Annotated in this window: 24 protein-coding genes and 1 pseudogene; 17 read left to right on the top strand and 8 right to left on the bottom strand. The window is 72.6% G+C overall.

Annotation, left to right across the window (positions count from 1 at the left end):
* Positions 1-260: 260 nt before the first annotated feature.
* The gene (locus ACWDGI_RS22905) at positions 261-680 is read right to left on the bottom strand and encodes a DUF3151 domain-containing protein (RefSeq protein WP_450761764.1); all 420 of its coding nucleotides are present in this window, start codon (positions 678-680) and stop codon (positions 261-263) included.
* A 141-nt stretch (positions 681-821) separates the two neighbouring features.
* On the opposite strand from ACWDGI_RS22905, the gene ACWDGI_RS22900 reads away from it, so the two are divergent.
* From ACWDGI_RS22900 to ACWDGI_RS22855, 10 genes are all read left to right on the top strand, one after another.
* On the top strand, positions 822-2,009 hold the full coding sequence (locus ACWDGI_RS22900) for a M23 family metallopeptidase (RefSeq protein WP_450761762.1): 1,188 nt from the start codon (positions 822-824) through the stop codon (positions 2,007-2,009).
* Between the two features lie 198 nt (positions 2,010-2,207).
* The gene (locus ACWDGI_RS22895) at positions 2,208-3,053 is read left to right on the top strand and encodes a tryptophan 2,3-dioxygenase family protein (RefSeq protein ID WP_450761760.1); all 846 of its coding nucleotides are present in this window, start codon (positions 2,208-2,210) and stop codon (positions 3,051-3,053) included.
* Positions 3,046-4,227, top strand: a complete 1,182-nt coding sequence (gene kynU / locus ACWDGI_RS22890) for a kynureninase (protein ID WP_450761758.1) — start codon at positions 3,046-3,048, stop codon at positions 4,225-4,227. The genes ACWDGI_RS22895 and kynU overlap by 8 nt, the downstream gene beginning before the upstream one ends.
* Positions 4,228-4,418: 191 nt before the next feature.
* Positions 4,419-5,291 carry an alpha/beta hydrolase gene (locus ACWDGI_RS22885; RefSeq protein WP_450761756.1) on the top strand — a complete coding sequence of 291 codons (873 nt, stop codon included), beginning with the start codon at positions 4,419-4,421 and terminating at the stop codon, positions 5,289-5,291.
* A 240-nt stretch (positions 5,292-5,531) separates the two neighbouring features.
* A complete protein-coding gene (locus ACWDGI_RS22880; RefSeq protein WP_450761754.1) occupies positions 5,532-6,542 on the top strand; it encodes an alpha/beta hydrolase in 1,011 nt (336 codons plus the stop codon).
* Complete coding sequence (locus ACWDGI_RS22875; protein WP_450761752.1) at positions 6,535-7,788, top strand: acyltransferase family protein; 1,254 nt, start codon at positions 6,535-6,537, stop codon at positions 7,786-7,788. The genes ACWDGI_RS22880 and ACWDGI_RS22875 overlap by 8 nt, the downstream gene beginning before the upstream one ends.
* Positions 7,789-7,798: 10 nt before the next feature.
* The gene (locus ACWDGI_RS22870; protein WP_450761750.1) at positions 7,799-9,199 is read left to right on the top strand and encodes a sensor histidine kinase; all 1,401 of its coding nucleotides are present in this window, start codon (positions 7,799-7,801) and stop codon (positions 9,197-9,199) included.
* Positions 9,196-9,885, top strand: coding sequence for a response regulator (locus tag ACWDGI_RS22865; RefSeq protein WP_450761748.1), 690 nt, complete (start codon positions 9,196-9,198; stop codon positions 9,883-9,885). The genes ACWDGI_RS22870 and ACWDGI_RS22865 overlap by 4 nt, the downstream gene beginning before the upstream one ends.
* Positions 9,886-10,015: 130 nt before the next feature.
* Positions 10,016-11,380, top strand: coding sequence for a sensor histidine kinase (locus tag ACWDGI_RS22860; RefSeq protein WP_450761746.1), 1,365 nt, complete (start codon positions 10,016-10,018; stop codon positions 11,378-11,380).
* Positions 11,377-12,042: a response regulator gene (locus tag ACWDGI_RS22855; protein ID WP_450761744.1), complete on the top strand. Its 666-nt coding sequence runs from the start codon at positions 11,377-11,379 to the stop codon at positions 12,040-12,042. The genes ACWDGI_RS22860 and ACWDGI_RS22855 overlap by 4 nt, the downstream gene beginning before the upstream one ends.
* Here ACWDGI_RS22855 and ACWDGI_RS22850 read toward each other — a convergent pair.
* From ACWDGI_RS22850 to ACWDGI_RS22840, 3 genes are all read right to left on the bottom strand, one after another.
* Positions 12,039-12,569: a GNAT family N-acetyltransferase gene (locus ACWDGI_RS22850; protein ID WP_450761742.1), complete on the bottom strand. Its 531-nt coding sequence runs from the start codon at positions 12,567-12,569 to the stop codon at positions 12,039-12,041. The genes ACWDGI_RS22855 and ACWDGI_RS22850 overlap by 4 nt on opposite strands.
* 180 nt (positions 12,570-12,749) lie before the next feature.
* Positions 12,750-13,973 carry an MFS transporter gene (locus ACWDGI_RS22845; protein WP_450761740.1) on the bottom strand — a complete coding sequence of 408 codons (1,224 nt, stop codon included), beginning with the start codon at positions 13,971-13,973 and terminating at the stop codon, positions 12,750-12,752.
* A 3-nt stretch (positions 13,974-13,976) separates the two neighbouring features.
* On the bottom strand, positions 13,977-14,717 hold the full coding sequence (locus tag ACWDGI_RS22840) for a GntR family transcriptional regulator (RefSeq protein WP_450761738.1): 741 nt from the start codon (positions 14,715-14,717) through the stop codon (positions 13,977-13,979).
* A 191-nt stretch (positions 14,718-14,908) separates the two neighbouring features.
* Between ACWDGI_RS22840 and ACWDGI_RS22835 the strand changes: the two genes are divergently transcribed.
* The 3 genes and pseudogenes from ACWDGI_RS22835 to ACWDGI_RS22825 all read left to right on the top strand — a co-directional run.
* Positions 14,909-15,379 carry an RICIN domain-containing protein gene (locus ACWDGI_RS22835; protein WP_450761736.1) on the top strand — a complete coding sequence of 157 codons (471 nt, stop codon included), beginning with the start codon at positions 14,909-14,911 and terminating at the stop codon, positions 15,377-15,379.
* 52 nt (positions 15,380-15,431) lie between these two features.
* The gene (locus ACWDGI_RS22830; protein ID WP_450761734.1) at positions 15,432-16,637 is read left to right on the top strand and encodes a cytochrome P450; all 1,206 of its coding nucleotides are present in this window, start codon (positions 15,432-15,434) and stop codon (positions 16,635-16,637) included.
* A gap of 68 nt (positions 16,638-16,705) precedes the next feature.
* A pseudogene (locus ACWDGI_RS22825) lies at positions 16,706-17,101 on the top strand (Uma2 family endonuclease); the annotation flags it as partial.
* A 10-nt stretch (positions 17,102-17,111) separates the two neighbouring features.
* Here ACWDGI_RS22825 and ACWDGI_RS22820 read toward each other — a convergent pair.
* Together ACWDGI_RS22820 and ACWDGI_RS22815 are read right to left on the bottom strand one after the other, a co-directional pair.
* Complete coding sequence (locus ACWDGI_RS22820) at positions 17,112-18,680, bottom strand: ABC transporter permease (protein WP_450761732.1); 1,569 nt, start codon at positions 18,678-18,680, stop codon at positions 17,112-17,114.
* The gene (locus ACWDGI_RS22815; protein ID WP_450761730.1) at positions 18,677-19,576 is read right to left on the bottom strand and encodes an ABC transporter ATP-binding protein; all 900 of its coding nucleotides are present in this window, start codon (positions 19,574-19,576) and stop codon (positions 18,677-18,679) included. The genes ACWDGI_RS22820 and ACWDGI_RS22815 overlap by 4 nt, the downstream gene beginning before the upstream one ends.
* Positions 19,577-19,650: 74 nt before the next feature.
* Between ACWDGI_RS22815 and ACWDGI_RS22810 the strand changes: the two genes are divergently transcribed.
* The gene (locus tag ACWDGI_RS22810) at positions 19,651-20,151 is read left to right on the top strand and encodes a GbsR/MarR family transcriptional regulator (RefSeq protein ID WP_450761728.1); all 501 of its coding nucleotides are present in this window, start codon (positions 19,651-19,653) and stop codon (positions 20,149-20,151) included.
* A 133-nt stretch (positions 20,152-20,284) separates the two neighbouring features.
* On the opposite strand, the gene ACWDGI_RS22805 is transcribed toward ACWDGI_RS22810, so the two are convergent.
* The gene (locus ACWDGI_RS22805; RefSeq protein WP_450761726.1) at positions 20,285-21,796 is read right to left on the bottom strand and encodes an APC family permease; all 1,512 of its coding nucleotides are present in this window, start codon (positions 21,794-21,796) and stop codon (positions 20,285-20,287) included.
* A gap of 150 nt (positions 21,797-21,946) precedes the next feature.
* Here ACWDGI_RS22805 and ACWDGI_RS22800 point away from each other — a divergent pair, with 150 nt between their 5' ends.
* Together ACWDGI_RS22800 and eutC are read left to right on the top strand one after the other, a co-directional pair.
* Positions 21,947-23,329 (top strand): ethanolamine ammonia-lyase subunit EutB, encoded by a 1,383-nt coding sequence (locus ACWDGI_RS22800; protein WP_450761724.1) that lies wholly within the window; start codon positions 21,947-21,949, stop codon positions 23,327-23,329.
* Positions 23,326-24,171 carry an ethanolamine ammonia-lyase subunit EutC gene (gene eutC, locus ACWDGI_RS22795; RefSeq protein WP_450761722.1) on the top strand — a complete coding sequence of 282 codons (846 nt, stop codon included), beginning with the start codon at positions 23,326-23,328 and terminating at the stop codon, positions 24,169-24,171. Before ACWDGI_RS22800 ends, eutC begins: the two co-directional genes overlap by 4 nt.
* On the opposite strand, the gene ACWDGI_RS22790 is transcribed toward eutC, so the two are convergent.
* Positions 24,149-24,988, bottom strand: coding sequence for a diacylglycerol kinase family protein (locus ACWDGI_RS22790; protein ID WP_450761720.1), 840 nt, complete (start codon positions 24,986-24,988; stop codon positions 24,149-24,151). The two genes, eutC and ACWDGI_RS22790, sit on opposite strands and share 23 nt — an antisense overlap.
* 197 nt (positions 24,989-25,185) lie before the next feature.
* On the opposite strand from ACWDGI_RS22790, the gene ACWDGI_RS22785 reads away from it, so the two are divergent.
* On the top strand, positions 25,186-26,469 hold the full coding sequence (locus tag ACWDGI_RS22785; RefSeq protein ID WP_450761718.1) for an adenylosuccinate synthase: 1,284 nt from the start codon (positions 25,186-25,188) through the stop codon (positions 26,467-26,469).
* The last annotated feature ends 40 nt before the right edge of the window (positions 26,470-26,509 follow it).

Genomic DNA, 26,509 nt, shown 5'->3' with positions numbered 1-26,509 from the left:
TAGCTGGTGGCCGGAGGGCTGGTGACCGGCTGGCGGAAGCCGGTGGCCGGTAGCCGGTAGCCGGAGGGCTGGTGGCCGGTGGGGCGGTAGCTGGTGGCCGGAGGGCTGGTGACCGGCTGGCGGAAGCCGGTAGCCGGAAGCCGGTGGCCGGAGGGCTGGTGGCCGGTGGGGCGGTAGCTGGTAGCCGGAAGCCGGTGGCCGGAGGGGCGGTGGCCGGAGGCGAAGGGCCGGTGAACCGGGGCCCTTCGCCTCTCGGTGTGTCATCCCTTCAGCTCGGCGTACGCCTCCGCGCTGCTGTCCTTCAGGAACTGCCAGCACCGCTCGTACTCGTCCTTCTCGCCGATCTCGCCCGCGGCCCGGCCGAGCGCGGCCAGGCAGCGCAGGAAGCCGCGGTTGGCCCGGTGGTCCCAGGGAACGGGTCCGTGTCCCTTCCACCCGGCGCGGCGCAGGGCGTCCAGCCCACGGTGGTAGCCGGTACGCGCGTAGGCGTACGACTCGACCACCGCGCCGCGCTCGAACGCGTCGTCGGCGAGCAGCGCCCAGGCCAGCGAGAAGGTCGGGAACTTCGCCGCGACCTCGACCGGAGCCAGCTTCTCGTCGCCCAGCAGGCGGTACGCCTCTTCGTTCGCGGGCAGATAGGTCGGCTCCGGGCCGCCGAGCAGGTTCGTGTGCGTCGTCATGGCGCCAGTCTGCCACCGCCGCCCGCGGCGGGGCCCCGGGGAGGGCGTCGGGCGGGGGGCGCCGGGGGGGGGGAACCTCACCCCGCGTCCTGCCGTCTTCCAGACCGCCGCCCCGTACGGGACGGCAAGGGGGGAGCACACGTGCGTGATCCGATGCCCGGCGGGCAGTCGCCGGAGGCCCACGTCCTGGCCCGGTTCCTCGCCGCGGACCCGGAGCAGTGGCCGCGGCTCGCCCCGCGGGTGACGGAGGCGGTCGGGATGGCGACGCTGGAGCGGATCGTGCACGCCACGGCCGCCCGGACCGGCGGGTTCGGCACCGTCACGGACGGCCCGGACGGGCTGATCGTGTCCGGCAGCACGGGCCGGGTGCGGGCCTGGGCCCAGGCGGGCCCGGACGGCGAACTCACCGCGCTGCGCATCGAAGGCGCCCCCTACACCCCGCCCCGCCGCCGCCCGCGCCTGCCGGCCTCCCTGACCTGGGCGGTCTGCGCGGGCCTGGTCGTCCTCTGGAACGTCCTGGCCCTCTGGACCGCCGCCGACCGCCTGGCCTGGACCGGTGACCTGGCGATCCTCGCCGCCTGCTCCGTGGTCGTCGAGGGCTGGGGCGCACCGGCGATGCACCCCCGCCCGCTGCGGCGCACGGTCGAGGCGGGCGCCGTCGTGGCCCTCGCCTCCGCGTGCCGGCTGCCCGGCCTGCCCACCGGACACGGCGTGCTCCGCCTCGCCGGCGGCGCCCTGCTCCTCGCGGCGGCCGGGGGACTGGTCGTCGCCGCCCGGCTGCCCCGCCGGCGGGCCCCGCTGTCCCGGCCGCTGCTGTTCCCGCTGGAGGGCTCCTGGTACGTCGTCCAGGGCGGCGGCCGTCTGCTGAACCACCACACCCGGGTGCCCGAGCAGCGCGGCGCCCTGGACCTGGTCGCGCTCGGCCCGTACGGCACCCGCACCCGGCGGGGCCGCGAGCTGACCGCGTACGCCGCCTACGGACGCCCGGTGCGGTCTCCCTGCGACGGCAGGGTGGTCTCCGCCGTCGACACCGTCCGGGACCAGAAACCCGGCGAGATCCGCTACCAGCCGCCCTACGGCAACCACGTCTTCCTGGACACCGGCCGGGAGATCGTCAAGCTCGCCCATCTGCGCCCCGGCTCGGTCACGGTGGCCGAGGGCGACATGGTCCGGGCGGGCCGGCCGATCGGCGAGGTCGGCAACACCGGCAACACCACCGAACCCCACCTGCACATCCACGCCGAACGCGACGGGGTCGGCCTGGACCTGGAGTTCACCGGCGTACCGGGCAGGCTGTACCGGGGGCGGACGGTCCGCGCGCGGCCGTAGCCCGGCCGGCTCCCGCGGCCCGGGGCGCTCGGCCGACCGGGTGACCGGTGCCGGTGGTGACCGGTGTGGCCCGTCTGGCAGCGGGCGGGCCTTGCCGTGTGCGGGGTACGTTGCGGAAGATGCGGGTGGGGACCGGGGCCCCCGTGTCGAGAACGGCAGGGGCGGACCGCTACCCGGAGTACACAACAGGAGACAGCGATGTCCCTTCAGGCTCAGCCCGACGAGGCTTCGGAGCCCGAGACCCCGCATCTCGACTTCGCCGGCACCACGCCGTACGAGGACTACGTCAAGGCGGACGTGCTCACCCATCTCCAGCACACCCTCTCCGACGATCCCGGAGAGATGGTCTTCCTGGTCACGACCCAGGTCATGGAGTTGTGGTTCACGGTCATCGTCCACGAGTGGGAGACCGCGGCGACCGCCCTGCGCGGCGACGACATCCCCACCGCGATCAACGCGCTGAAGCGTTCCACCCGGGAACTGGAGGCGCTGAACGCCTCCTGGAAACCGCTCGGCCAGCTCACCCCCGCCCAGTTCAACTCCTACCGCTCGGCCCTCGGCGAGGGCTCCGGCTTCCAGTCGGCGATGTACCGGCGGATGGAGTTCCTGCTCGGCGAGAAGTCCGCGTCCATGCTCGTCCCGCACCGCGGCGCCCCCCGCGTCCACGCGGAACTGGAGAAGGCCCTGTACGAGCCGAGCCTCTACGACGAGGTGGTACGGCTCCTCGCGCGCCGCGGACACCCGGTCCCGGACGCGGTGCTCCAGCGCGACGTGTCCCGGCGGTACGACCCCTCGGACGCCGTCGAGGCCGCCTGGACGGCCGTCTACTCGGGCGACGGGGACGCCGAACTCGCCCGGCTGGGCGAGGCGTTGACCGACGTCGCCGAACTGGTCTGGCGCTGGCGCAACGACCACCTGGTCGCCACCCGCCGTGCCATGGGCGCCAAGGCCGGCACCGGCGGCTCGGCCGGGGTCGCCTGGCTGGAGAAGCGTGCCCGAAAGAACGTGTTCCCCGAGCTGTGGACGGCGAGGTCCCATGTCTGAACTGGCCCTGCGGGCGGAGAAACTGGACGCGGCGGACGAGCTTGCCGGGGTGCGCTCCCGCTTCGTCCTCGACGAGGTCGTCTACCTGGACGGCAACTCACTGGGCGCCCTGCCCGCGCACGTCCCCGGCCGGGTCGAGGACGTGGTCCGGCGGCAGTGGGGCGAGCTGCGCATCCGGTCCTGGGACGAGAGCGGCTGGTGGACGGCGCCGGAGCGGATCGGCGACCGGATCGCCCCGCTGGTCGGCGCGGCGGCCGGCCAGATCGTGGTCGGCGACTCCACCAGCGTCAACGTCTTCAAGGCACTTGTCGGCGCGGTACGGCTGGTGAGGGAGGAGCGTACGGAGATCCTGGTCGACGCGACCACCTTCCCCACCGACGGCTACATCGCCGAGTCGGCGGCCCGGCTCACCGGCCGTACGCTGCGTCCGGTGGCGCCGGCGGACGTACGCACCGCGCTGAGCGACCGTACGGCCGCCGTCCTGCTCAACCACGTCGACTACCGTACGGGCCGGCTGCACGACCTGCCGTCCCTCACCGCAGCGGTCCACGCGGCGGGTGCCGTGGCCGTCTGGGACCTGTGCCACAGCGCGGGCGCGCTGCCGGTCGGCCTCGACGAGCACGGGGTCGACCTGGCGGTCGGCTGCACCTACAAGTACCTGAACGGCGGCCCGGGTTCACCCGCGTACCTCTACGTCCGGCGCGACCTCCAGGACCGCTTCGACTCGCCGCTGCCCGGCTGGAACTCGCACGCCGAGCCGTTCGGCATGAGCCCGGCCTACACCCCGGCCCCGGGCGCGGTGCGCGGCCGTGTCGGCACCCCGGACATCCTGTCCATGCTGGCCCTGGAGGCGGCGCTGGAGGTCTGGGACGAGGTGCCGGTGGCCGCCGTCCGCGCCAAGTCCCTGGCCCTGACGGACTTCTTCCTGGAGTGCGTCGAGGCGTATCTGCCGGCGGGCCGGGTCGAGTGCGTGACCCCGCCGGCGCACGAGGAGCGCGGCAGCCAGATCGCGCTGCGCTGCCCGGACGCCGGGGACGTGATGAAGCGGCTGATCGAGCGCGGGGTGGTCGGGGACTTCCGGCATCCCGACGTCCTCCGCTTCGGCTTCACCCCGCTGTACGTCGGTTTCGCGGACGCGGAACGGGCGGCGCGGGTGCTCGCGGAGGCCGTGTAGCACCCTTCGGCGAGTCGACATACGGACACGACGACCCGGTTGGGAAAAACCGGGACGGTACAGAACCGCGTAATCCTCACCGTGCGTGACATCCACGTGTCGCCGCACGTCACCGGCCTGATACCGTCCCGGCCAACGGCCGAATTCCCCACCTGGTCCGCCAATGTCATTACGCCGCTGAGAGGTTGAGCATGCCGGACGCCGCAGCAGAACGGGCCGCCGCCGAGGAGGAGTCGGCCTTCTCGCACCCGCACGTCGCGCCCGACGCCACGGCGGCCTACGGCGACCACCCCGACCAGGTCGTCGACTTCTATGTCCCGCGCGGTGACGAGACCATGGCCCCGCTGGTCGTGGTCCTGCACGGAGGCGCGTGGCGGGCACCGTACGACCGCGGCCACATCACCCCCTTCGCCGACTTCCTGGCCCGGCGCGGCTTCGCGGTGGCCAACGTCGAGTACCGGCGCGGCGCGGCGCTTCCCGGGCAGGGCGGCTCGGCCCCGGTGGCCGGCCGCTGGCCGGACACCTTCGACGACATCGCGGCGGCGCTGGACGCCCTGCCCGCGCTGGCCCGCGAGGCCCTGCCCCAGGCGGACCTGCGCCGCACCGTCCTCACCGGCCACTCGGCCGGCGGCCACCTGGCGCTGTGGGCGGCGGCCCGGCACGTCCTCCCGGCGGACGCCGCATGGCGCACGTCCGGCCCGGCGTCGCTGCGGGGCGTGGTGGCGCTGGCCCCGATCGCGGACTTCGCGGTGGCGGAGAAGCTGGAGGTCTGCGGTCATGCGGCGCTCCAACTCCTCGGTGGAAGCGACCAGTTCACCGACCGGCAGCGCTATGCCGACCCGGCGCTGCTGCTTCCCACCGGCATCGCGACCACCCTGGTCCAGGGCCGCACGGACAACGTCGTCCCGCAGGCGGTCGCCGAGTCCTACGCGGAGGCGTCGGCGAAGGCGGGCGAGGTGGTGGGCCTGACGCTGCTGGAGGACGTCGGCCACTTCCCGCTCATCGACCCGGCGGCGGACGCGTGCGCGGTGGTGGCGGAGGAGATCGCCCAACTGGCGTACTGAGCCCGGCCGGCCTCGTGCCCGCGCCGACCTACCCGGGCTCGGCCGACCTGCCGGGTTCGGCCGGCCTCGTGACGACCTGCCGTGATGATGTGCCCCTGAGCCTCCCCCGCATACCCGTAGTACCTGAGAGCTACCCGCCAGGTGAGTTCTCTGGCGGGACGCGAACGACGTCGCCCGCTCCGTAATTTCCCGATCAGACAAGCCCGACGGCCGGGCGGACTGAACGGGGAGGGGCCCACCATGGCGGGGGAGCGGGAGAGGTCTGTCCGGGGACGTGGGGACTGGCGTCACAGGCTGCGCCGCACCACACTCGCCGCCCTCATCACCGCGGCCGTGGTCCTGCCCCTCTCCGCGGCCACCCGGCCCCCGATCCCGGCTCCGGCACCGGCCGCCCTCTCCGCGCCCCTCACCCCGGCCGCCGTCACCACCGCCTACCAGGCCAACCGCGAGAACGCCGCCGAGGCCGCCCGCATGGCCGCCGCCCACGGTGACCGCTCCCGCGCCGCCGCCGACCGCGCCCTCGCCTCCCCTTCCCGCCGTCTCCTGCACTTCGACGCCCGGGGCACCGGCCAGGCCACCGAGGTCTTCGGCGACCTGGCGCACGCCGGCCGCGTCGCCGTCCTCGTCCCCGGCTCCGACACCACCCTCGACACCTACGCCCGCTTCCACACCGCGGCCGAGTCCCTCTACCGGCACCTCACCCGCGGGCACCCGCGGGCCCGGACCGCCGTCGTCGCCTGGCTCGGCTACCGGACCCCCGACACGATCAGCACCACCGTCCTCACCGCGGGCCGGGCCGGCCAGGCCGCCCCGCAGCTGCGCGAGTTCATCCGTGAACTGCACAGCCTCACCGCCCCCGGGCCCGCGGCGGTCTCCCTCCTCTGCCACTCCTACGGCACGGTGGTCTGCGCCCGCGCCGCCCCCGCCCTCACCGGCCTCGGTGTCACCGACATCGCGCTGGTCGGCAGTCCCGGCACCGGCGCCGACTCGGTCACGGCCCTGCACACGTCCGCCCGCGTCTGGGCGGCCCGAGGCGCCGGCGACTGGATAGCCGAGGTCCCGCACGTCACCGCCGACCTCTTCGGCACGACCGTCGGCTTCGGCGCCGACCCCGTCTCCCCGGCCTTCGGCGCCCGCGTCTTCGCGGCGGGCCACGGCGGCCACAGCGACTACTTCACCCCGGGCTCGGTCTCCCTGGCCAACCTCGCCCGGATCGTCCTCGGCGAGACCACGGAGGTCACCCGTGCCTGAGTCACCGCCACCCCGCCTCCCGAACCGCGTACGCCTTCTCGCCCACCGCATCGACACCGCCACCCCACCCGACCGGGACCGCGCCGTGGACGCCCTCCGCGCGTTCGCCATCCTCGGTGTGGTGCTCGGCCACTGGCTGGTCACGGCGCTGGTGGCGGACGGCGGCAGGCTGCACACCAGCAGCCCCCTCCAGCAACTTCCCTGGCTGGCCCCGATCTCCTGGATCTTCCAGACCCTGGCGGTGTTCTTCCTGGTCGGCGGTCATGTGGCAACCCGCAGCCACATCACCGCCCAGGCCGACGGCACTCCCTACCGCCGTTGGCTGAAGTCCCGGCTGTCCCGTCTCTTCAAGCCGGTCGCCGCGGTCCTGACCCTCTGGACGATCGCCGCCACCGCCCTCCTGCTCTCCGGCGCCGACGTCACCACCGTCCACACCCTCGTCAAACTCGCCCTGTCCCCGCTCTGGTTCCTGGTGGTCTTCGCGGCACTCACGGCGGCGACCCCGCTCGTCGCCCGGCTCAACCCCCTGTGGCCGCTGGCCGTCGTCCTTCATGTGGACCTTCTCCGTTTCGGCTTCGGCGCTCCGGCCGCCCTCGGCTGGGTGAACCTGGCGGCGGGCTGGCTGGTGCCGTACACCCTGGGCGCCGCCTGGACCCGCGGTGAACTGGACCAGCCACGCGCCGGCTGGGTCCTGCTCGTCGGCGGTACGGCGGCGACGGCCGGGCTCGTCGCGTGCGCGGGCTATCCGGCCTCGATGGTCGGCGTTCCCGGCGCGTCCGTCTCCAACCTCAACCCGCCCACGCTGGCCGCCGTCACCTTCGGCCTGGCCCAGTGCGGCCTGGCCCTGCTCCTGCGCGAGCGGCTGCGTCGAACGATGCGCCGCCCGCTCGCCTGGGCTGCGGTGGCCCTGGTGAACCTCTCCGCGATGACGATCTTCCTGTGGCATCAGACGGCCCTGATGGCGACCACCGCCACCGGCCTCCTGTTCGGCCGCCTCCCCGGTCTCCACACGCCCCCCGACCACCTCACCTGGGCCGCGGCCCGTCTGATGTGGCTCCCGGTCTTCGCCCTGGCGCTCGCCGTCTGCTGGGCGGCGTTCCACACGTACGAGCGCCCCGGCACGCCACACCGCCCCCGCACCCGCTCGCGTGTCGCCGTCTCCCGGCCGGACACCACCCGCCCGCACATCGTCACGGACCACCGCTCGTCCGATCAGGCGACACCGATCGGAGCCCGTCGTGTCTAGGCTGGCCGACGTGACGGAAACGGGGAGCCGGCGGGCGTTCGCGGGCCGCGTCCTGCTCGGGCTGCGGATCCTGCGGGACGACCTGTGGACCGTCCGGGCGGACCCGCTGCCCCCCTCGGTGTGGCTGCGCTGGCTGCCGCACGGGGTGCTGTGGCTGGCGGCGGTCGGCATCACGTTCGGCGGCCTCGCCGAGCTGCAGGACCACGGGCGTCTGGGCTTCGGCGGCGCCTTCCTGATCGCGCTCTCGCAGGGCGGCGCGGTCGTCCTCGCCATGTCGCGGCCGATCCCGGCGTGGTGGCTGTCCACGGGCGGCATGCTGGTGGGCGCGGTGACGCTGCTCGACCGGCTGGACCTGCCCCCGGGAATGCGGTTCGCCTGGCCGTGGACGGTGTCCGGGATCATCGCGCAGCTGCTGGTCATGCTGCTCCTCGCGCTACGGGTCCGGTTCCGGGTGGCCGTCGAGGCGTTGGTGCTGACCGCGCTCGTCACCTTCTTCCTGGAGGGCCAGCTGGGCGCGCGGCCGCATGTGTCCACCGCGGTGGTGACCGTCGCCCTGTCCGCGGTGGTCGTCCCGTTCGGCGCGGCGCTGCGCGGCCGCCGCGTGGCCCGCGCTGAGCTCAGCCACCAGGCCACGCTGACCGCCGAGGAGCGGGCCCGGCGCACCCTGCTGGAGGAGCGCAGCAGGATCGCGCGCGAACTGCACGACGTGGTGGCCCACCACATGTCGGTCATCTCCATCCAGGCCCAGGTCGCCCCGCACCTGGTGGACAACCCGTCGGACGAACTGCGGGAGAACCTCGACGGCATCCGGCACAACGCCCTGGAGGCGCTGACCGAACTGCGCAGAGTCCTGGGCGTCCTGCGCGCGGAGAGCCCCGACGAGGACGCGCCCGACGACGCCGGCGTCGGCCCGCACAGCCCGCAGCCGACCCTGGACCGGCTGGACGCGCTGGTCGAGAACACCAGGGCGGCCGGTCTGACGGTCACCGCGCGGATCGTCGGCGACAGCCGGCCGCTGCCGCCGGGCGTGGAGCTGTCGGCGTACCGGATCGTGCAGGAGGCCCTGAGCAACGTCCTGCGACACGCGCCGGGGGCCACCGCCCATGTAGAGATCGAGTACATGTCGTACGGGCTGCTGGTGAGGGTCGGCAACACCCGGCCGACCCGGCCCGCTCCGCCGTCGCCGGGTGCCGGGCACGGACTGCTCGGGATGCGGGAGCGGGCGGCGATGCTGGGCGGCGCGCTGACGGCCGAACCCCGGCCGGACGGCGGCTACCAGGTCTTCGCACGGCTGCCTGCCGCCGGTGCCGACGCGGCCCTGGCGCCCCGCCGCACCCCCGGCATCCTGCCCGGTGCCACCGGTCGCACCGGCATCATCCCTGCCCTTGATTCGAAGGACGGCCGCGCATGACGAGCAGCAATGGCAGCAGCCCCATCCGCGTGGTCATCGCCGACGACCAGCAGATGGTCCGGCAGGGCTTCACCGTGCTGCTGAACGCCCAGCCCGCCATCGAGGTCGTCGGCCAGGCCGTGGACGGGCTGGAAGCCGTGGTGAAGGTCGCCGAACTCACCCCGGACGTCGTCCTCATGGACATCCGCATGCCCGAGCTCAACGGCATCGAGGCCACCCGCCGGATCGTCGGCGAACGCCCGGACATCAAGGTGCTGGTGCTGACCACCTTCGACCTGGACGAGTACGTGTACGAGGCGTTGCGGGCCGGGGCGTCCGGGTTCCTGCTCAAGGACGCGTCCGCGGACCAGCTCGCCGAGGCGGTCCGGGTGGTGGCGGCCGGCGACGCGCTGCTCGCGCCCGGCGTCACCCGTCGGCTGATCGCCCAGTTCTCCCAGCTGGACGGCGGCGGGGTGCGCGCCCCGCTGAAGTCCCGCGTCGGCGATCTGACCGAGCGCGAGACGGAGGTCCTCGCGCTGATCGCGCAGGGGCTGTCGAACGCGGAGATCGCCGAGCGGCTGGTCGTCGCCGAGCAGACCGTGAAGACCCACGTGGGCCGCATCCTGGTGAAGCTGGGCCTCAGGGACCGCACCCAGGCGGCGGTGTTCGCGTACGAGTCGGGGCTGGTGCGGCCGTCGGGATACTGACGGCCCTCAGCCCTGTGGTGACGCTGCGGCCGGAGCCCCGCGGTGACCCCCGTAGTACCTGAGAGGGATGCCGCAGGACCCGTCTCACTGGTGACGACGGCGACCCCGCCCGCCGCATACCGTCGTGTACGTGACCGAGACGACCCAGACGCACACGATGCCATCGGAGCCACCGGACGGCTCGTTCGAGCCGTACAAGCCGCGCAGCCCGGAGATCCGGGCCGCGATGGACGCCCTGCGCAGGCTGCGGCAGGACCTGTTCCAGGACGCCTTCGCCTACCGGCCGTTGCCCCCGCTGAGTGGCGACGGTCCGCGCATCCGCCGCCTGTCCGGCCGCATGCGGGAGTACGCGGTCTGGACGCCGCATCTCGCGGTGGGCGCGGTGGGCGCGGTGGCGCTGCTGGCGACCGTCGCGGACCGCTCGCCGGGATCGGCCGGGACCCTGCTGGTCGGCCTGACCGTGCTGGCACCGGTGCTGCTCACGCTGGCGCGTCCGGTCGCCGCCTTCTGGCTGTCGCTCGTCGCGAGCTGGGCCGGCACCCTGCTGGACAGATCCTGGGACGACTGGCCGTGGACGACGGGCAACTTCATCTCCCACCTGGTGGTGCTCACGGTCGTCGCGGTCCGCACCCGTCCGCGCACGGCGGCCTGGATGTGGGCGATCACCGCGGTCTACGGCTTCACGTTCGTCTCGGTCCTCGGCGGGGGTCACTACACCAACGACGTCGGCCCGATGCTGGTCGTCTCCGCGATAGCCCTGCTGACCGTCACCGTCCGGCAGATCCGCCGGGAGGCCGAACAGACGGTGACCGCCCAGCAGTCGCAGACGGCGCACGAGCGGTCCCGGCGCACGCTTCTCGAAGAGCGCACGACGATCGCCCGCGAACTGCACGACGTGGTGGCCCACCACATGTCCGTCGTGGCCATTCAGGCGGAAGCGGCCCCGTACCGCGTCGAGAACCCGCCGCCGGAGCTGGAGAAGGCGTTCGTCACCATCCGGGAGAACGCGGTGGCGGCGCTCACCGAGCTGCGCCGGGTCCTGGGCGTGGTCCGCGCCGAGGACTACGAGGCCCCCGACGCCCCGCAGCCCACCCTCGCCGACCTGGACGCGCTGCTCGCCAACGTGCGGGAGGCGGGGCTGACCGTCGACAAGGCGGTGACCGGCGCGGTCCGTGAACTCCCGCAGGGCGTGGAGCTGTCGGCCTACCGGATCGTCCAGGAGGCTCTCAGCAACACCCTGCGCCACGCGCCGGGTGCCCCGGCCCGGGTGGAGATCGGATACGTCATCGGCGGCCTCGGCCTGCGCATAGTCAACGGGCCCCCGCCCCGGCCGGCCCTCCTCAGACCCTCTCCCGGCGCCGGCCACGGCATCACGGGCATGCGGGAGCGCGTGTCGATGCTGAACGGCGAGATGACAGCGGCCCCGACGGCCGAGGGAGGCTACGAGGTGACGGTCTTCCTGCCGGCCGTCGCCCCTACCGAAGGTGATGCATGACCATCCGCGTACTGATCGCGGACGACCAGATGATGGTGCGCGAGGGCTTCTCGGTCCTGCTGAACGCGATGCCGGACATCGAGGTCGTCGGCGAGGCGGTCAACGGCCGTGAGGCGGTGGACCGCGTCCGTGAACTGGCGCCCGACGTGGTCCTGATGGACATCCGGATGCCCGAGCTGAACGGCATCGAGGCGACGAGGGAGATCGTGGCCGTCGACAGCACGGCCAAGGTCCTGGTCCTGACCACCTTCGACCTGGACGAGTACGTCTACCAGGCCCTGCGCGCCGGAGCCTCCGGCTTCCTCCTGAAGGACGCCTCGGCCCGGCAACTGGCGGACGGCGTGCGGGTGGTGGCGGCGGGCGAGGCCCTGCTCGCCCCCTCGGTCACCAAGCGCCTGATCACGGAGTTCTCCAAGCTCTCCGGCACCTCGCGTCTGATGCCCACGGCCCACGCCGCCTACGGCGACCTCACCGACCGGGAGACGGAGGTCCTGGTCCTCATCGCCCAGGGCCTCTCGAACGCGGAGATCGCCGAACGCCTGGTGGTGGCCGAGTCGACCATCAAGACCCATGTCAGCCGCATCCTGGTGAAGCTGGGCCTCAGGGACCGCACCCAGGCGGCGGTCTTCGCCTACGAGGCACGGCTGGTGACACCTGGCTAGCGCGGGGCGATGCGGTACAGCACGTTCGGACGCAGTGGCCCGTCGGGCTCGGTGGGGTCGTCGAAGTCGTCGGCCGGGTCCCGGGTCATGCCGATCCGGCGCATCACCGCCTGCGAACGGAGATTGGCGGCCGTGGTGACGGCGAGGATCTCGGGAAGCGCGAGGGTGTCGAAGCCGTGGGCGAGGACGGTCAGCGCGGCCTCGGTGGCGTAGCCGTGGCCCCAGGCCGGACGGGCGAGCCGCCAGCCGATCTCCACTCCTGTGAACGGCATGTGGTCGTCCACGTCGTCCAGGCCCGCGAAGCCGACGAACTCGCCGGTGGCCCGCACCTCGACCGCCCACCACCCGTAGCCCCGCCGGTCGAACTCGGCCTGGAACCTCGCCACGGAGGCATCGCTCTGTTCACGGGTGAGCAGGTCGCCCAGGTGCTCCCGAACCTCGGGGTCGGCGTTCATCGCCGCCCACGGTTCGAGGTCGGAGTCACGCCATCGGCGCAGGACGAGGCGATCGGTACGAAGTTCGGTCACGCCACCCAGCCAACGTGACCGCCGTTCCCCGGGCAATCCCTTTTTCCCCGGGCCGGAACCGGGACGCGCATGCCCCAAGCACGCACGTCGTCGGCACCGCGCACCACCCGTGCCGCCCCGGGCGTTCCACCTCCTGACGTCCCGTGGGCACACGGGCTTCCGCCGCCCTCATCGGGCACCTCAAGGCTCCGTCCGGCGGCTGAGCAGGTTCGGCAGGGCGCTCAGCGTCATTCCGGCCGCCGCGATCCACAACGTGGGCGCCGCTCCGAACAGCGAGCCCGAGGCGCCGCCCAGGAGGCCGCCCAGCGGAATGCCGCCCCAGGACACGAAGCGGGCGGTCGCGTTCATCCGGCCCAGCAACCCGTCCGGGGTCAGGGCCTGCTGGAGGCTCGACTGCGCCACCACACGGACGACCCCGCCCAGGGACAGCGCCGCGAGCCCGACCGCGGCCACGCCCACGCTCCAGCCGGGGCGCGCCAACGGCATCAGCCCGGTCGGCGGACAGGTGACCAGCGGCGCGAGCCGGATGACCGGGCCCTGCCCGAGCCAGGCCGAGACCCTGGTCGCCAGCAGCGCACCCAGCAGCGCACCGCACCCCATCCCCGACAGCACGAGGCCGATACCGAAGGGCGAGAGCCCGATCGTCCGCTCCAGCCGGACCAGCAGCATGGCCTGGTACATGACCAGGAAGAGGTTGAACAGCGCGTCGCCGAGGACGAGGGCGCGCAGGGTGGGATGCCCGAGGACGAACCGCAGGCCGTCTGCGATGTCCCGCCCCAGCCGGGGGCGTCCGCCCGCCCGCGGCCGCTGCTCCCGCCGCCGGACACCGCTCGCGACGAGCCCTGACAGGGCCATCCCGACCGCACTCGCCACCAGCGTGGCGGGGGCGCCGACCGCGCCGACCAGGGGACCCGCCACCGCGGGCCCGCCGATGGCGGTGACCGAGCGGATCGCCGAGAGCTTCGCGGTCCCCTCGACCAGGCGGTCGCGGCCCACCAGGTGCGGGAGGTAACTGGCGTAGGCGACATCGAAGAAGACGGTCAGCACGCCGTGGACCAGTGCGACCGCGCACAGCCACCAGAAGGTGAGCAGGCCCGCCCACCAGGCCGCCGGGACCGTCAGCAGGACCAGCGCCCGCGCGAGGTCGGCACCGATCATCACCGGCCGCTTCCGCACCCGGTCCAGCCACGCCCCCGCCGGCAGCCCGACGAGCAGGGAGCCGGCCGTGGTCGTCGCGGTCAGCAGGCCGACCTGGAACTCGTCGGCGTCCAGGGCCACGATCGCGACCAGCGGCAGGGCCAGGAAGACGATGCGATCGCCGAGTTGGCCGAGGGCGGTGGCGGCGAAGAGGCGGCCGAAGTCCGGATCACGCAGCAGCCCGAGCCGGGCGGATATGAGAGTCATCGGCTACCGCTCGACCGCGAACTCGTAGACGACCTCACGACGGACGTCCGGGACGACGATGTCGGCGGTCTCCACCGGCCGCCCGCCGGTGTCGTAGATGGTCCGCTCGATCCGGAGCACGAGGTCGCCGACGCCGATGCCGAGCAGGTTCGCCTGCGTGCGGTCGGCCCGGGCCGGGCGCGGCAGTTCCACCACCGTCTCGACGTCCACGCCGATCGACCGCATCCGCTCGACCACCCCCTTGCCCGCCAGTGGCCCCCGCTCGGGCAGCACGATCGGCGTGCCGCCCGTGAGGGCCATCGGCTCCCAGGACTCGGAGAGCTGGACGGGCCGGCCGTCGGCGAGGAACTCGTAGTGGGTTCGGACGCAGAGATCGCCGGGGGAGACGCCGAGCCGCTCCGCGATGTCCTCCGGGGCCGGAGCCCGTACGTCGCTGTGCGCGTCCCAGGCACTGGCCCGGCCGCGCTCCGTCACGGCGGCGAGCGAGCGTTCGCGGCGCCGGGCCCGGACCATCCGCAGCCGCTCCCGCGGCACCCGGACGAAGGTCCCCGAGCCTGCGCGCCCCTCCAGCAGCCCGTCGGCGATCAGCAGGTCCACCGACCGCTGGACGACGTTGCGCCCGACGCCGTACTCCTCGGCGAGCCGCGCCCGCGAGGGCAGGCGCTGTCCTACCTGCCACTCACCCGCGACAAGCCGTGCGCGCAGTGCCTCGGCCGTGGTCAGATAGGGCGCCTCTCGGGGCATGCGCGGGTCCTCCGCTGCTCGTTCCGGACGGAGTTGGCAAGCTACTGGCCCCGCCGGAAGCTACTGGAGCAGCCCCACGCTCGGTGGGCCCGTGTCGGTCACTCGTGGTCGGTGAATGCGTTCCGCCAGTCGGGTGAAGCCGCTGTTCGGGGCCTGTCGGTGCGGGATCGGATCCCGCTACATCAGGAGACATGATCAAGCTCCTGGAGCGCGGCCTGACCGCGCTCGCGCTGACCGCCGTCCCCCTCCTCGTCACCGCCCTGCCGGTCCAGGCGACCGTGGTGCCGCAGTACTTCCAGATCACCACGCAGCTGAACGGCAAGTGCCTGGCCTCCAACGGCGACAACGTCGAGGTGCAGACCTGCAACACGGGCACCGGCAACCAGCTCTGGTACTGGTCGGGCAGGAAGCTCGTCAACGGCGCCGAGCAGCACTGTCTCGATGTGAGGAACGGCGAGGTCGACGCCGCGGCCCAGGTGGTCGGCGACTGCCACGGACTGGCCAACCAGCGCTGGTACAAGGACGGCGGCTGGCTGCGCACGGACGTCAACAGCCAGTGCCTGAGCATCCAGAACAACGGCGACCAGCGCGAGCACGCGGGGATCAACCTCCGTAACTGCGGCTCCAACACGTGGCAGTGGTGGACCCTGCCCAACCCGTAGGCCCCTGAGACACCCCTGGTCAGGAGGGGGACCGGCGGTCTAACGTCCGTCCATGGCAGCCTTCGACCCCTGGGACCCGGACTTCCTCGCCGACCCGTACCCCGCCTACGCCGAGCTCCGCTCCCGGGGCCGGGTGCAGTACTACGAGCCCACGGACCAGTGGCTGGTCCCGCACCACGCCGACGTCTCGGCGCTGCTGCGGGACCGGCGGCTGGGGCGGGCGTACCAGCACCGGTTCAGCCACGAGGACTTCGGGCGGACCGCACCGCCGCCGGAGCACGAGCCGTTCCACACGCTCAACGACCACGGCATGCTCGACCTGGAACCCCCGGACCACACCCGCATCCGCCGCCTGGTGTCGAAGGCGTTCACCCCGCGCACCGTCGAGCGGCTCAAGCCGTACGTGGCGAAACTCGCCGGCGAACTCGTCGACGACCTGGTCCACCGGGGCGGCGGCGACCTGCTCGCCGACGTCGCCGAACCGCTGCCCGTCGCCGTCATCGCCGAGATGCTGGGCATCCCGGAGGCGGACCGGGCCCCGCTGCGGCCCTGGTCGGCGGACATCTGCGGAATGTACGAGCTGAACCCCTCCGAGGACACGGCAGCGAAGGCCGTCCGGGCCTCGGTGGAGTTCTCCGACTACCTGCGCGGGCTGATCGCCGAGCGGCGCTCGGAGCCGGGCGAGGACCTGATCTCCGGGCTGATCGCGGCGCACGACGAGGGCGACCGGCTCACCGAGCAGGAGATGATCTCCACGGCCGTCCTGCTCCTCAACGCCGGCCACGAGGCGACCGTCAACGCCACGGTCAACGGCTGGTACGCCCTCTTCCGCAACCCGGCCCAGCTCGCCGCCCTCCGCGCCGACCACTCCCTGGTCCCCACCGCCGTCGAGGAGCTGATGCGCTACGACACCCCGCTCCAGCTCTTCGAACGCTGGGTGCTGGACGAGGTCGAGATCGACGGCACGACGATCCCGAGGGGCGCGGAGATCGCGATGCTCTTCGGCTCCGCCAACCACGACCCCGACGTGTTCGACCACCCCGGGGAACTCGACCTGACCCGCCGCGACAACCCCCACATCTCCTTCAGCGCCGGCATCCACTACTGCATCGGCGCCCCGCTGGCCCGCATCGAGCTGGCGGCCTCGATGACGGCCCTGCTGGAGAAGGCCCCGACGCTGAGCCTGGCCGCGGAGCCGGAGCGCAAGCCGAACTTTGTGATCCGGGGGCTGGAGGGGTTGAGCGTCGGCACGGGGTGATCACCGGTTCGGCTGATCACCGACCGATTCCGACGGCCGGTCGCGAGTGACGGGTCAAGCTGGTGTCCGAGCTCGATCTCAATCCGACGCAGGGTCTGAAGGTGGAGACATACCGCCGGGGCCGGGCCCGGCCCGATGGTGTCCTCGCACCCGTGGGGCACTTCGCGGGGCAGGGGGACTGGGCCGATACCCGTGGGGTGTTGATGGTCGTGGAGGTCACGTCTTACGACTCGGACACCCACGACCGGGACCGGGTCGAGAAACCCCGCGCCTATGCCGAGGCGGGTATCCCGGTCTACTTGCTCATCGACCCGGACAGCCTCTCGGTCCTCGTGCACAGCAACCCGGACCCGGAGGACGGATACCAGGACATCCACGTGGTGAAGCTTGGGGGCAAGGTCACTCTCCCCGATCCCGTCGGAATCGCCCTCGACACCGAGGAACTCAAGCAGTACGTCGACTGAGAGGCTGCCGTCAGGCGGTCATGTCCCGGCGTTTCAATCCCGCCAGCCCGACGCCCGTCAGCAGCACGGCCAACCCCAGCAGAATCAGCACCGGCCCCCACTCCATTCCTCCGCCCGGCAGCTTCGGCAGGTGGCCGAAGGGGGAGAGGTCCAGGACGAGTCGGGGGGCGTTCAGGGCCGGGCCCACCCAGCCGATCAGCAGCACCGCCACAGCCACTCCCCAGGCCGCCGGGGCCAGCCGGGGCGCGACCCCGTACAGCAGCAGTGCCAGGCCGCCGATCACCCAGACCGCCGGGAGCTGGACCAGGCAGGCGCCCATGACCGGGCCCACCTCCTTGCCGTAGCCGACCGCGAAGCCCAGCCCCGCCAGCAGCATGATCAGGGCCGAGCCGCCGAAGGCGATGGTCAGATGCCCGGCCGCCCAGCGCAGCCGGCCCACCGCACAGGCCAGCAGCGGTTCGGCGCGGCCCGCGGTCTCCTCGCCGTTCAGCCGGAGGACCGACGCCACGACGTACAGCGTGGCGATCAGCCCCAGGATCCCGACCATCGAGGCGAGGAACGCGTTCGTCACTCCGCTCTGGCCGCCCATCCGCTCGAAGATCTCCCGGGCGTTCTCGTTGTCGCCGACCAGGTCGGCCGCGCCCTGCGCCAGCCCGCCGAAGACCACGCCCGCCAGGAGGAAACCGAGCGACCAGCCGAGCACCCCGCCCCGCTGGAGCCGCCAGGCGAGCGCGGCGGCGGAGCCGAGGCCGCCGGTGGCCGGGCCCGGCCGGGCGGGGAAGAAGCTCATCCCCAGGTCACGGCGGCCGGCCAGGACGTAGGCCACCCCGGCCTGCACCAGCACGGCGGCCGCGAACAGCGCCAGCACCCACCAGCGTTCGGCGGCGAAGGGCCGGAGATTCTCCAGCCAGCCCAGTGGCGACAGCCAGGTCAGCGGTGACGACCCGGAGCCGCTCGCCGAGTCGCCCGCCGCGCGCAGCACGAAGGCCGCGCCCAGCACCGCCGACGTCAGGCCCCGCGCCAGGCGTGCGCTCTCGGTCAGCTGCGCCACGATCGCCGCCGCCGTCGCGAAGACCATGCCGGTTCCGGCCAGGCCGAGCCCGAAGGACAGCGCCCCGGCGACCCCCTGTCCGGCCAGGCCGGCCGTGATCAGCAGGGCCGGCACCCCGTTCGCCACGGCCGCCGCCAGCAGGGCCGCCGTCAGCGACGCCCGCCGGCCCACCGCGCCGGACGCCAGCAGCTCCGCGCGGCCGGTCTCCTCCTCCTCACGGGTGTGGCGTACGACGACGAGCAGGCTGGTGACGGCCGCGAGGACACCGGCGTACACGCCCACCCGCCACGCCGTCAGACCGCCGAGCGAGGTGTCGTGGAGCGGGCCGATCAGGGCGCGGAAGGAGGCGTTGGTCTGCAACTGGCGGATCAGGTCGGCGCGTTCGGACTCCGTGCCGTAGAGCGTCTTCAGCGTGTTCGGCATGGAGAGGACCATCAGCGCGTTCACCGCGATCCAGACCGGTGTCGTCACGCGGTCGCGGCGCAGCGCGAAGCGCAGCAGGGTGCCGGTGCCCGTCAGGGTGGTCATCGGGCGACCGCCTCGTCCTGGTAGTGACGCAGGAAGAGTTCTTCCAGGGTGGGCGGGGTGGAGGTCAGGGAGCGTACGCCGGTCTCGCTCAACGAGCGCAGCACGGCGGTGAGTTGCTCGGTGTCGACCTGGAGGCGGACCCGGTGGCCCTGGACGTCGACGTCGTGCACGCCGGGGAGGCGGGCCAACCCGTCGGGCGGGCCGGCGAGTTCGGCGGTCACACTGGTCCGGGTGAGATGGCGCAGGTCGGCGAGTGAACCGGACTCGACCGTACGGCCGTTACGGATGATGCTGACGCGGTCGCAGAGTTCCTCGACCTCGCTCAGGATGTGGGACGAGAGCAGGATCGTACGGCCGCGGTCGCGCTCCTCCTCCACGCAGCGCTGGAAGACCTCCTCCATCAGGGGGTCCAGGCCGGAGGTCGGCTCGTCCAGGATCAGCAGGTCCACGTCCGAGGCGAACGCGGCGACCAGGGCGACCTTCTGCCGGTTGCCCTTGCTGTAGGTGCGGCCCTTCTTGGTGGGGTCCAGTTCGAAGCGGTCGAGCAGATCGGCCCGGCGGCGGGCGTCGAGGCTGCCGCCGCGCAGCCGGCCGTAGAGGTCGATGACCTCGCCGCCCGAGAGGTTGCGCCAGAGGGTCACGTCTCCGGGGACGTAGGCGATCCTGTGGTGCACCGCCACGGCGTCCTTCCAGGGGTCGCGGCCGAGGATCTGCGCGGCGCCGGAGTCGGGGCGCAGCAGCCCGAGCAGGACCCGGATGGTGGTGGACTTCCCGGCGCCGTTGGGGCCGAGGAAGCCGTGCACCTCGCCGGCCTCGACGTCCAGGTCGAGGCCGTCCAGGGCATGGGTGCGGCCGAAGGACTTGTGGAGCCCGGCGACCGTGATTGCCTTCGTCATGGTTCAGAACGTACGCTGGCTTCAGAAAATTGTGAAGTTAAGGAAGTGTAGAAACCCCCGCTAGGCTGGTGACCATGACTACGGATGCGATGGGGCGCGATCAGGAGGCCGTCTCGAAGTTCGTCGAGAGCTTCGCGGCGCAGCTCGTCGAGGCCGGGATGCAGCGCATGCCGGCCCGGATCTTCGCGGCCCTGCTGGCGTCCGACCCGGGCGCCCTGACCTCGGCGGAACTGGGGGAGCTGCTGCAGGTCAGCCCGGCGGCGGTGTCCGGCGGGGTGCGCTATCTGGCCCAGCAGCACATGGTCGCGCGCGAGCGGGAGCCGGGCTCCCGGCGGGAGCGGTACCGGGTGCACAGCAACCAGTGGTACGAGGCCCTCACCAGCCGGGAGGCCGTGATCAAGCGGTGGGAGGGCGCCCTGCGGGAGGGCGTGAGCAGCCTCGGCGCGGACACCCCGGCGGGGCGGCGGATGGCCGAGACGCTCGCGTTCTTCGAGTTCGTGGACGCCGAGATCGGCCGGATGATGGAGCGCTGGCGGGTGCACCGGGAGAAACAGTTCGGGGACGCGCCCCGATAGGGGCGCGGGGAACGGCGCGAGCAACCAGGACGCTCCCGCAGGCGCGTACTCCCGCGCGGGAGCGTCGGGGCCGGTCGCGCCCACGCGGCGGTAGCCGCATGCGCAGTACAGCCCCGCGCCCCTGACGGGGCGTTCAGCGCTCCCGCGTTTCCTCCAGCACCGTCCGTCCCAGCAGCGCGTACCGCTCCGGCGACCGGCGCTTGAGGTACTGCGCGTAGCCGACGCCCGTCGCCGCCACCAGCGCCACCAGCCACGGCGTCGCCTTCAGCAGCAGCGAGCCGGACTCGGTGCCGGCCGCGACGCCCATGTTGGACACCAGCAGGACGACCACGGCGAGCATCGCGACGCCGCCGATGAGCGGCGCGGTGAAGGTCCTGAACCAGTGCCGGCTCTCGGGGTGGTTCTTCCGGAAGTAGACCAGCACCGCGAACGAGCACACGGCCTGCACGACCAGGATCGCCATCGTGCCGAGGATGGCCAGCAACACGTAGAGGGCGTTGTACGGGTCCTTGCCCGCGGCCCAGAACGCCCCGATCAGGACGGCCGAGATCACCGTCTGGACCAGGCCCGCGACGTGCGGGGAGCCGTGCCGGGCGTGGGTGCGGCCGACGGTGTTCCGGAGCGAGGGGAGAACCCCTTCCCGGCCCAGCGCGTACATGTAGCGGGCGGCGCAGTTGTGGAAGGCCATGCCGCAGGCCAGCGAGCCGGTGACCATCAGCCACTGCATGAGGACGACCGCCCAGTGGCCGACGTAGTGCTCGGTCGGGTCGAAGAAGAGGGCGAGGGGGTTGGCGGAGGAGGCGGCCTTGACGGCCTCCGTCTCGCCGTTGCCGATGATGGCCATCCAGGAGACGAAGACGTAGAAGACGCCGACGCCGAGGACCGAGATCATCGTCGCCTTGGGGATGATCTTCTTCGGGTCGCGGGACTCCTCGCCGTACATCGCCGTGGACTCGAAGCCGACCCATGACCAGAAGGCGAAGAAGAGACCGAGCCCCGCGGACGTGCCCTTGAAGGCGTTGACCGGGTTGACCGGGCCGAAGGTGAAGCCGTGCGGGCCGCCGCCGTGCAGGGCGACCGAGATCGCCATCGCGGCGAGGACGGTCACCTCGGTGCCGAGGAGGACGACGAGGAGCTTCTCGGCGACGCTGACGCCGAACCAGGTGCCGGTCGCGTTGATGGCGAGCATCAGAATCGCGAACGCCCACCACGGGACGTCGAGTCCGGTCTGGTCCTTCAGGGTCGTGTTGGCGAAGACCGAGAAGATGCCGATCAGCGCCGGCTCGAAGACGGCGTAGGCGAAGGTGGCGAGCAGCCCCGACGCCAGGCCCGCGGTGCGGCCGAGACCGTAGGAGATGAAGCCGTAGAAGGCGCCCGTCGACGTGATGTGCTTCGCCATCGACGTGAAACCGACGGAAAAGATTGCCAGGACGACCATTGCGACGAGGTAGCTCGCCGGGGCGCCTATGCCGTTGCCGGACGACACCATGAAGGGCACGTTGCCGGTCATGGCGGTGATCGGCGCGGCGGTCGCGACGGCCATGAAGACCACCCCGAGCAGGCCGATCGCGTTGGGCTTCAGCCGGTGGACCGTGCCGTCCGCGTCTGTCTTCGCCGCTGGGGCGACTCCCTCGTCCACTGCCATCGGGGTGGCCCCTCTCCTGCTGATCGCTGGCTGTACTGGACCGGAACTCTGTAGCCCGAATGAGTCGGTAGAGGGTCTCGGTGCGTTAAATGTTTGTCAACCAGACCTTTAGAAATCCGGCCGCAACACCCGGCCCGTACGGTCGCCGCCATGAGCACGTACACGGCCACCCTCGGCGGCGAACGCCACCGCTTCGACTCCCTGGCCCGCCTGCTGGCCGCCGCGAGTCCGGAACGCTCCGGCGACCGGCTGGCCGGCCTCGCCGCCGCGAGCGCGCGGGAGCGGGTCGCGGCCCGCTGGGCGCTGGCGGAGGTGCCGCTCGCCACCTTCCTGACCGAGCCGGTGATCCCCTACGAGACCGACGACGTGACCCGGCTGATCCTCGACACGCACGACGCGGCGGCCTTCGCGCCGGTGGCCGGGCTGACGGTCGGCGAGTTCCGGGAGTGGCTGCTGGCCGCGGACACCGGGGCCCTCGCCGCGCTGGCGCCCGGGGTCACGCCGGAGATGGCCGCCGCCGTGTCCAAGCTGATGGGGAACGCCGACCTGGTGGCCGTCGCCCGCAAGGTGCGGGTGGTCACCGCCTTCCGCTCGACGATCGGCCTGCCCGGCCGCCTCGCCACCCGCCTCCAGCCCAACCACCCCACCGACGACCCGGCCGGAGTGGCCGCCGCCCTCCTGGACGGCCTGCTGCTCGGCTCCGGAGACGCGGTGATCGGCATCAACCCGGCGACCGACAGCCCGAAGGCGGTACGGAACCTGCTGGAACTCCTGGCCGACGTGATCGACCGCTACGCGATCCCCACCCAGTCCTGCGTCCTGTGCCACGTCACGACGAGCGTGGACCTGATGGAGCGCGGCGCCCCGGTCGACCTCGTCTTCCAGTCCATCGCCGGCACCCAGGCGGCGAACGCCTCCTTCGGCGTCACCCTCGGCCTGCTGGACGAGGCGTACGAGGCGGCCCGCGGGCTGGGGCGGGGCACGGTCGGCGACCACGTCATGTACTTCGAGACCGGCCAGGGCAGCGCCCTGTCGGCGGACGCGCACCACGGCGTGGACCAGCAGACGGTGGAGGCGCGGGCGTACGCGGTGGCCCGCCGCTACCGGCCCCTCCTGGTGAACACCGTCGTGGGCTTCATCGGCCCGGAGTACCTCTACGACGGCCGGCAGATCCTGCGGGCCGCCCTGGAGGACCACTTCTGCGGCAAGCTCCTCGGCCTGCCCATGGGCCTGGACATCTGCTACACCAACCACGCCGACGCGGACGACGACGACATCGCCACCATGCTGACCGTGCTGGCCGTCGCGGGTGCCTCCTTCGTGATCTGCACACCGGGCGGCGACGACATCATGCTCAACTACCAGTCCGCCTCCCACCACGACGCGCTCTACCTGCGGGAGGTGCTCGGCCTGCGCCCGGCGCCGGAGTTCGAGGCGTGGCTGGAGTCGATCGGGCTCCTGGACGGGGACGGCGGCCTGCGCGAGGTCAGCGGCCATCCGCTGACGGCGATCGGAAGGGAACTGGCCGCATGACCGACCTGACCGGGGCGCCCGCCGCCGGACCCGACGACCTGTGGCCGCTGCTGCGCCGCCACACCCAGGCCAGGATCGGCCTCGGCCGCTCCGGCTCCGCGCTCCCCACCCGGCACCGGCTGGGCCTCCAGTCCGCGCACGCGGCCGCCCGGGACGCGGTGCACTCGCCGTTCGACCCGGACGCGGTGGCGGCGGGGCTGGCGGGGCTCGCGACGGTACGGGTGCGCAGTGCGGCCGGCGACCGGACGACCTACCTCCAGCGCCCCGACCTGGGCCGCCGGCTCCACCCCGTGGACCGGGCACACCTGCCGGCCGGTGACTGGGACGTCGTCTTCGTGGTCGCCGACGGGCTGTCCAGCCGGGCGGTGCACGAGCACGGGGCGGCGATGGTGCGGGCCACCGCGGCCCGCCTCCCCGACCGGCGCATCGCCCCGGTCGTCCTGGCCGAGCAGGCCCGGGTCGCCCTCGGCGACGACATCGCCCACGCGATGGGCACGGCCCTGGTGGTCGTCCTGATCGGCGAACGCCCCGGGATGTCGGCGGCGGACTCCCTGGGCGCCTATCTCACGTACCGGCCGGTGCCGGGCGTGACCACGGACGCGGACCGGAACTGCCTGAGCAACATCCGGCCACCGCTGGGGCTGACCTACGAGGCGGCGGCGGGGAAGCTGGCGGCGTTGCTGAGCAGGGCGCGGGAGCTGGGGGCCACGGGCGTGGCACTGAAGGACGAATCCGCGTCCGAGCCTGCGTCGCGCAGTGGTGCGGGGCGGGAGTCCCCCGCGTCGCCGAGCCCGCTGCCCCGCGGCGCCGAGGCCGCTGCTACGAGGCCCCCGGCACCGTGAGTCCCCAGGCTCCCTCCACCACCCGCCAGGTCCGCCGCCGTACCGGACCCGTCACCCCCACGTCGGCCCGGTACCGGAAGTCCGCGCCCGTCACCGTCACCGTCCGCCCGGTGGCCCGCAGCGGCGTCGCCTCCGCGCCCACCGACAGCGGCCGTACCTCCACCTCGGCCAGCCCGTCGCGGCCGCCCGGGGTCACCGAGATCCCCTCCACCGGCTGGTCCAGGTCCACCACCGTCCGCCCGTCGACCTCGACCCGCAGCCGGGCGGGCCCGGGGCGGGGCACGGTCGGGACCGGGCGGGCGGACAGGGACCGCACGAGGGTCTGGTAGGGCCGCAGCCACCCCCGGGCCGCAGCCGGCACCGCGGCCACCGGCACCGCCGCCAGCGGCGGGATCCGCAGCGCGCCCAGCACCACCCCGTCGCTGTCGTCGACCAGCAGGTCCAGACGCCGTTCCACCCCGTCCAGGACGGCCCGCGCGGCCGCCACCGCACCGGTGGGCACCCCCAGCGCGTGCGCGACGCCCAGCGTGCCCCCCACCGGGACCACGGAGAGCACACATCCGGCCAGCTCCCGCTGCCGGTGCAGAAAGGTCACCGCACGGATCAGCGCGCCGTCGTCGCCCACCACCACCGGCCGCCGCGACCCCCTGCGGGAAAGTACCCGGGCGAATTCCTCGGGCCCGTCCGGCAGACACACCTTCGTGGTCGCACCCGCGCTGAGCACGTCTTTCACGATCCGGACGGACTCACCGTCCGTCTGCCGGGCCGCCGGATCGATGATCACCAGCAGCTGATCGGACGTCGCGAATGTCGCCACCTCGGTCGTGCCTCGCTTCCTCGGGTAGCATCACTGTGCAAGAGCCCCTTGCGCTATTGCGCCAGGGGCTTCGTCTATTCCGGGGCATCCGGTCCGACGGTTGTGCGGCCAAAGACGGTCGCGGTGGTACGCGGCGCCGAACCTTACGCGTACGCCCCTGACCTTGGACATGCCCCGCCCGGAAGGGGTGTACGCGCGTGCCCGCACTTGTGCTGCTCGGTGCTCAGTGGGGTGACGAAGGCAAGGGAAAGGCGACGGATCTGCTAGGCGGCTCCGTCGACTACGTGGTGCGTTACCAGGGTGGCAACAACGCCGGCCACACGGTCGTCGTCGGCGACCAGAAGTATGCGCTCCACCTCCTCCCTTCCGGAATCCTCTCGCCTACTTGTGTTCCGGTCATCGGCAACGGTGTCGTCGTCGACCCGTCGGTCCTGCTCTCCGAGCTGAGCGGTCTGAACGAGCGTGGCGTCGACACGTCCAAGCTCCTGATCAGCGGAAACGCGCACGTCATCACGCCGTACAACGTCACCGTCGACAAGGTGACGGAACGCTTCCTCGGCAAGCGGAAGATCGGTACGACCGGGCGCGGCATCGGGCCGACCTACGCGGACAAGATCAACCGCGTCGGCATCCGGGTCCAGGACCTCTACGACGAGTCGATCCTGACCCAGAAGGTCGAGGCGGCCCTCGACGTCAAGAACCAGGTCCTCACCAAGCTCTACAACCGGCGCGCGATCGCCATCGAGCAGGTCGTCGAGGAGCTGCTGACGTACGCGGACAAGCTCGCCCCGTACGTCGCCGACACGGTCCTGGTCCTCAACCAGGCCCTGGAGGAGAACAAGGTCGTCCTCTTCGAGGGCGGCCAGGGCACGCTCCTGGACATCGACCACGGCACGTACCCCTTCGTCACCTCCTCCAACCCGACGGCCGGCGGTGCCTGCACCGGCTCCGGCGTGGGCCCGACGAAGATCAGCCGGGTCATCGGCATCCTCAAGGCCTACACGACCCGCGTCGGCGCCGGCCCGTTCCCGACCGAGCTGTTCGACGCGGACGGCGAGGCGCTGCGCCGGATCGGCGGCGAGCGGGGTGTCACCACCGGCCGGGACCGCCGCTGCGGCTGGTTCGACGCGGTGATCGCCCGCTACGCGACCCGCGTGAACGGCCTGACCGACTTCTTCCTCACCAAGCTCGACGTCCTCACCGGCTGGGAGCAGATCCCGGTCTGTGTCGCGTACGAGATCGACGGCAAGCGCGTCGAGGAACTCCCGTACTCCCAGACCGACTTCCACCACGCGAAGCCGGTCTACGAGACCCTGCCGGGCTGGTCCGAGGACATCACCAAGGCCAAGTCCTTCTCGGACCTCCCGAAGAACGCGCAGGCGTACGTCAAGGCCCTGGAGGAGATGTCCGGCGCCCCGATCTCCGCGATCGGCGTGGGACCGGGCCGCGACGAGACGATCGAGATCAACTCGTTCCTGTAAGTCATGTGTACGCACGTCCACTTGGGCCGGTCTTGGGAAT

The sequence above is a fragment of the Streptomyces sp. NPDC001220 genome (genome assembly GCF_053597895.1).
This window is presented reverse-complemented; position numbering and strand designations above follow the sequence as displayed.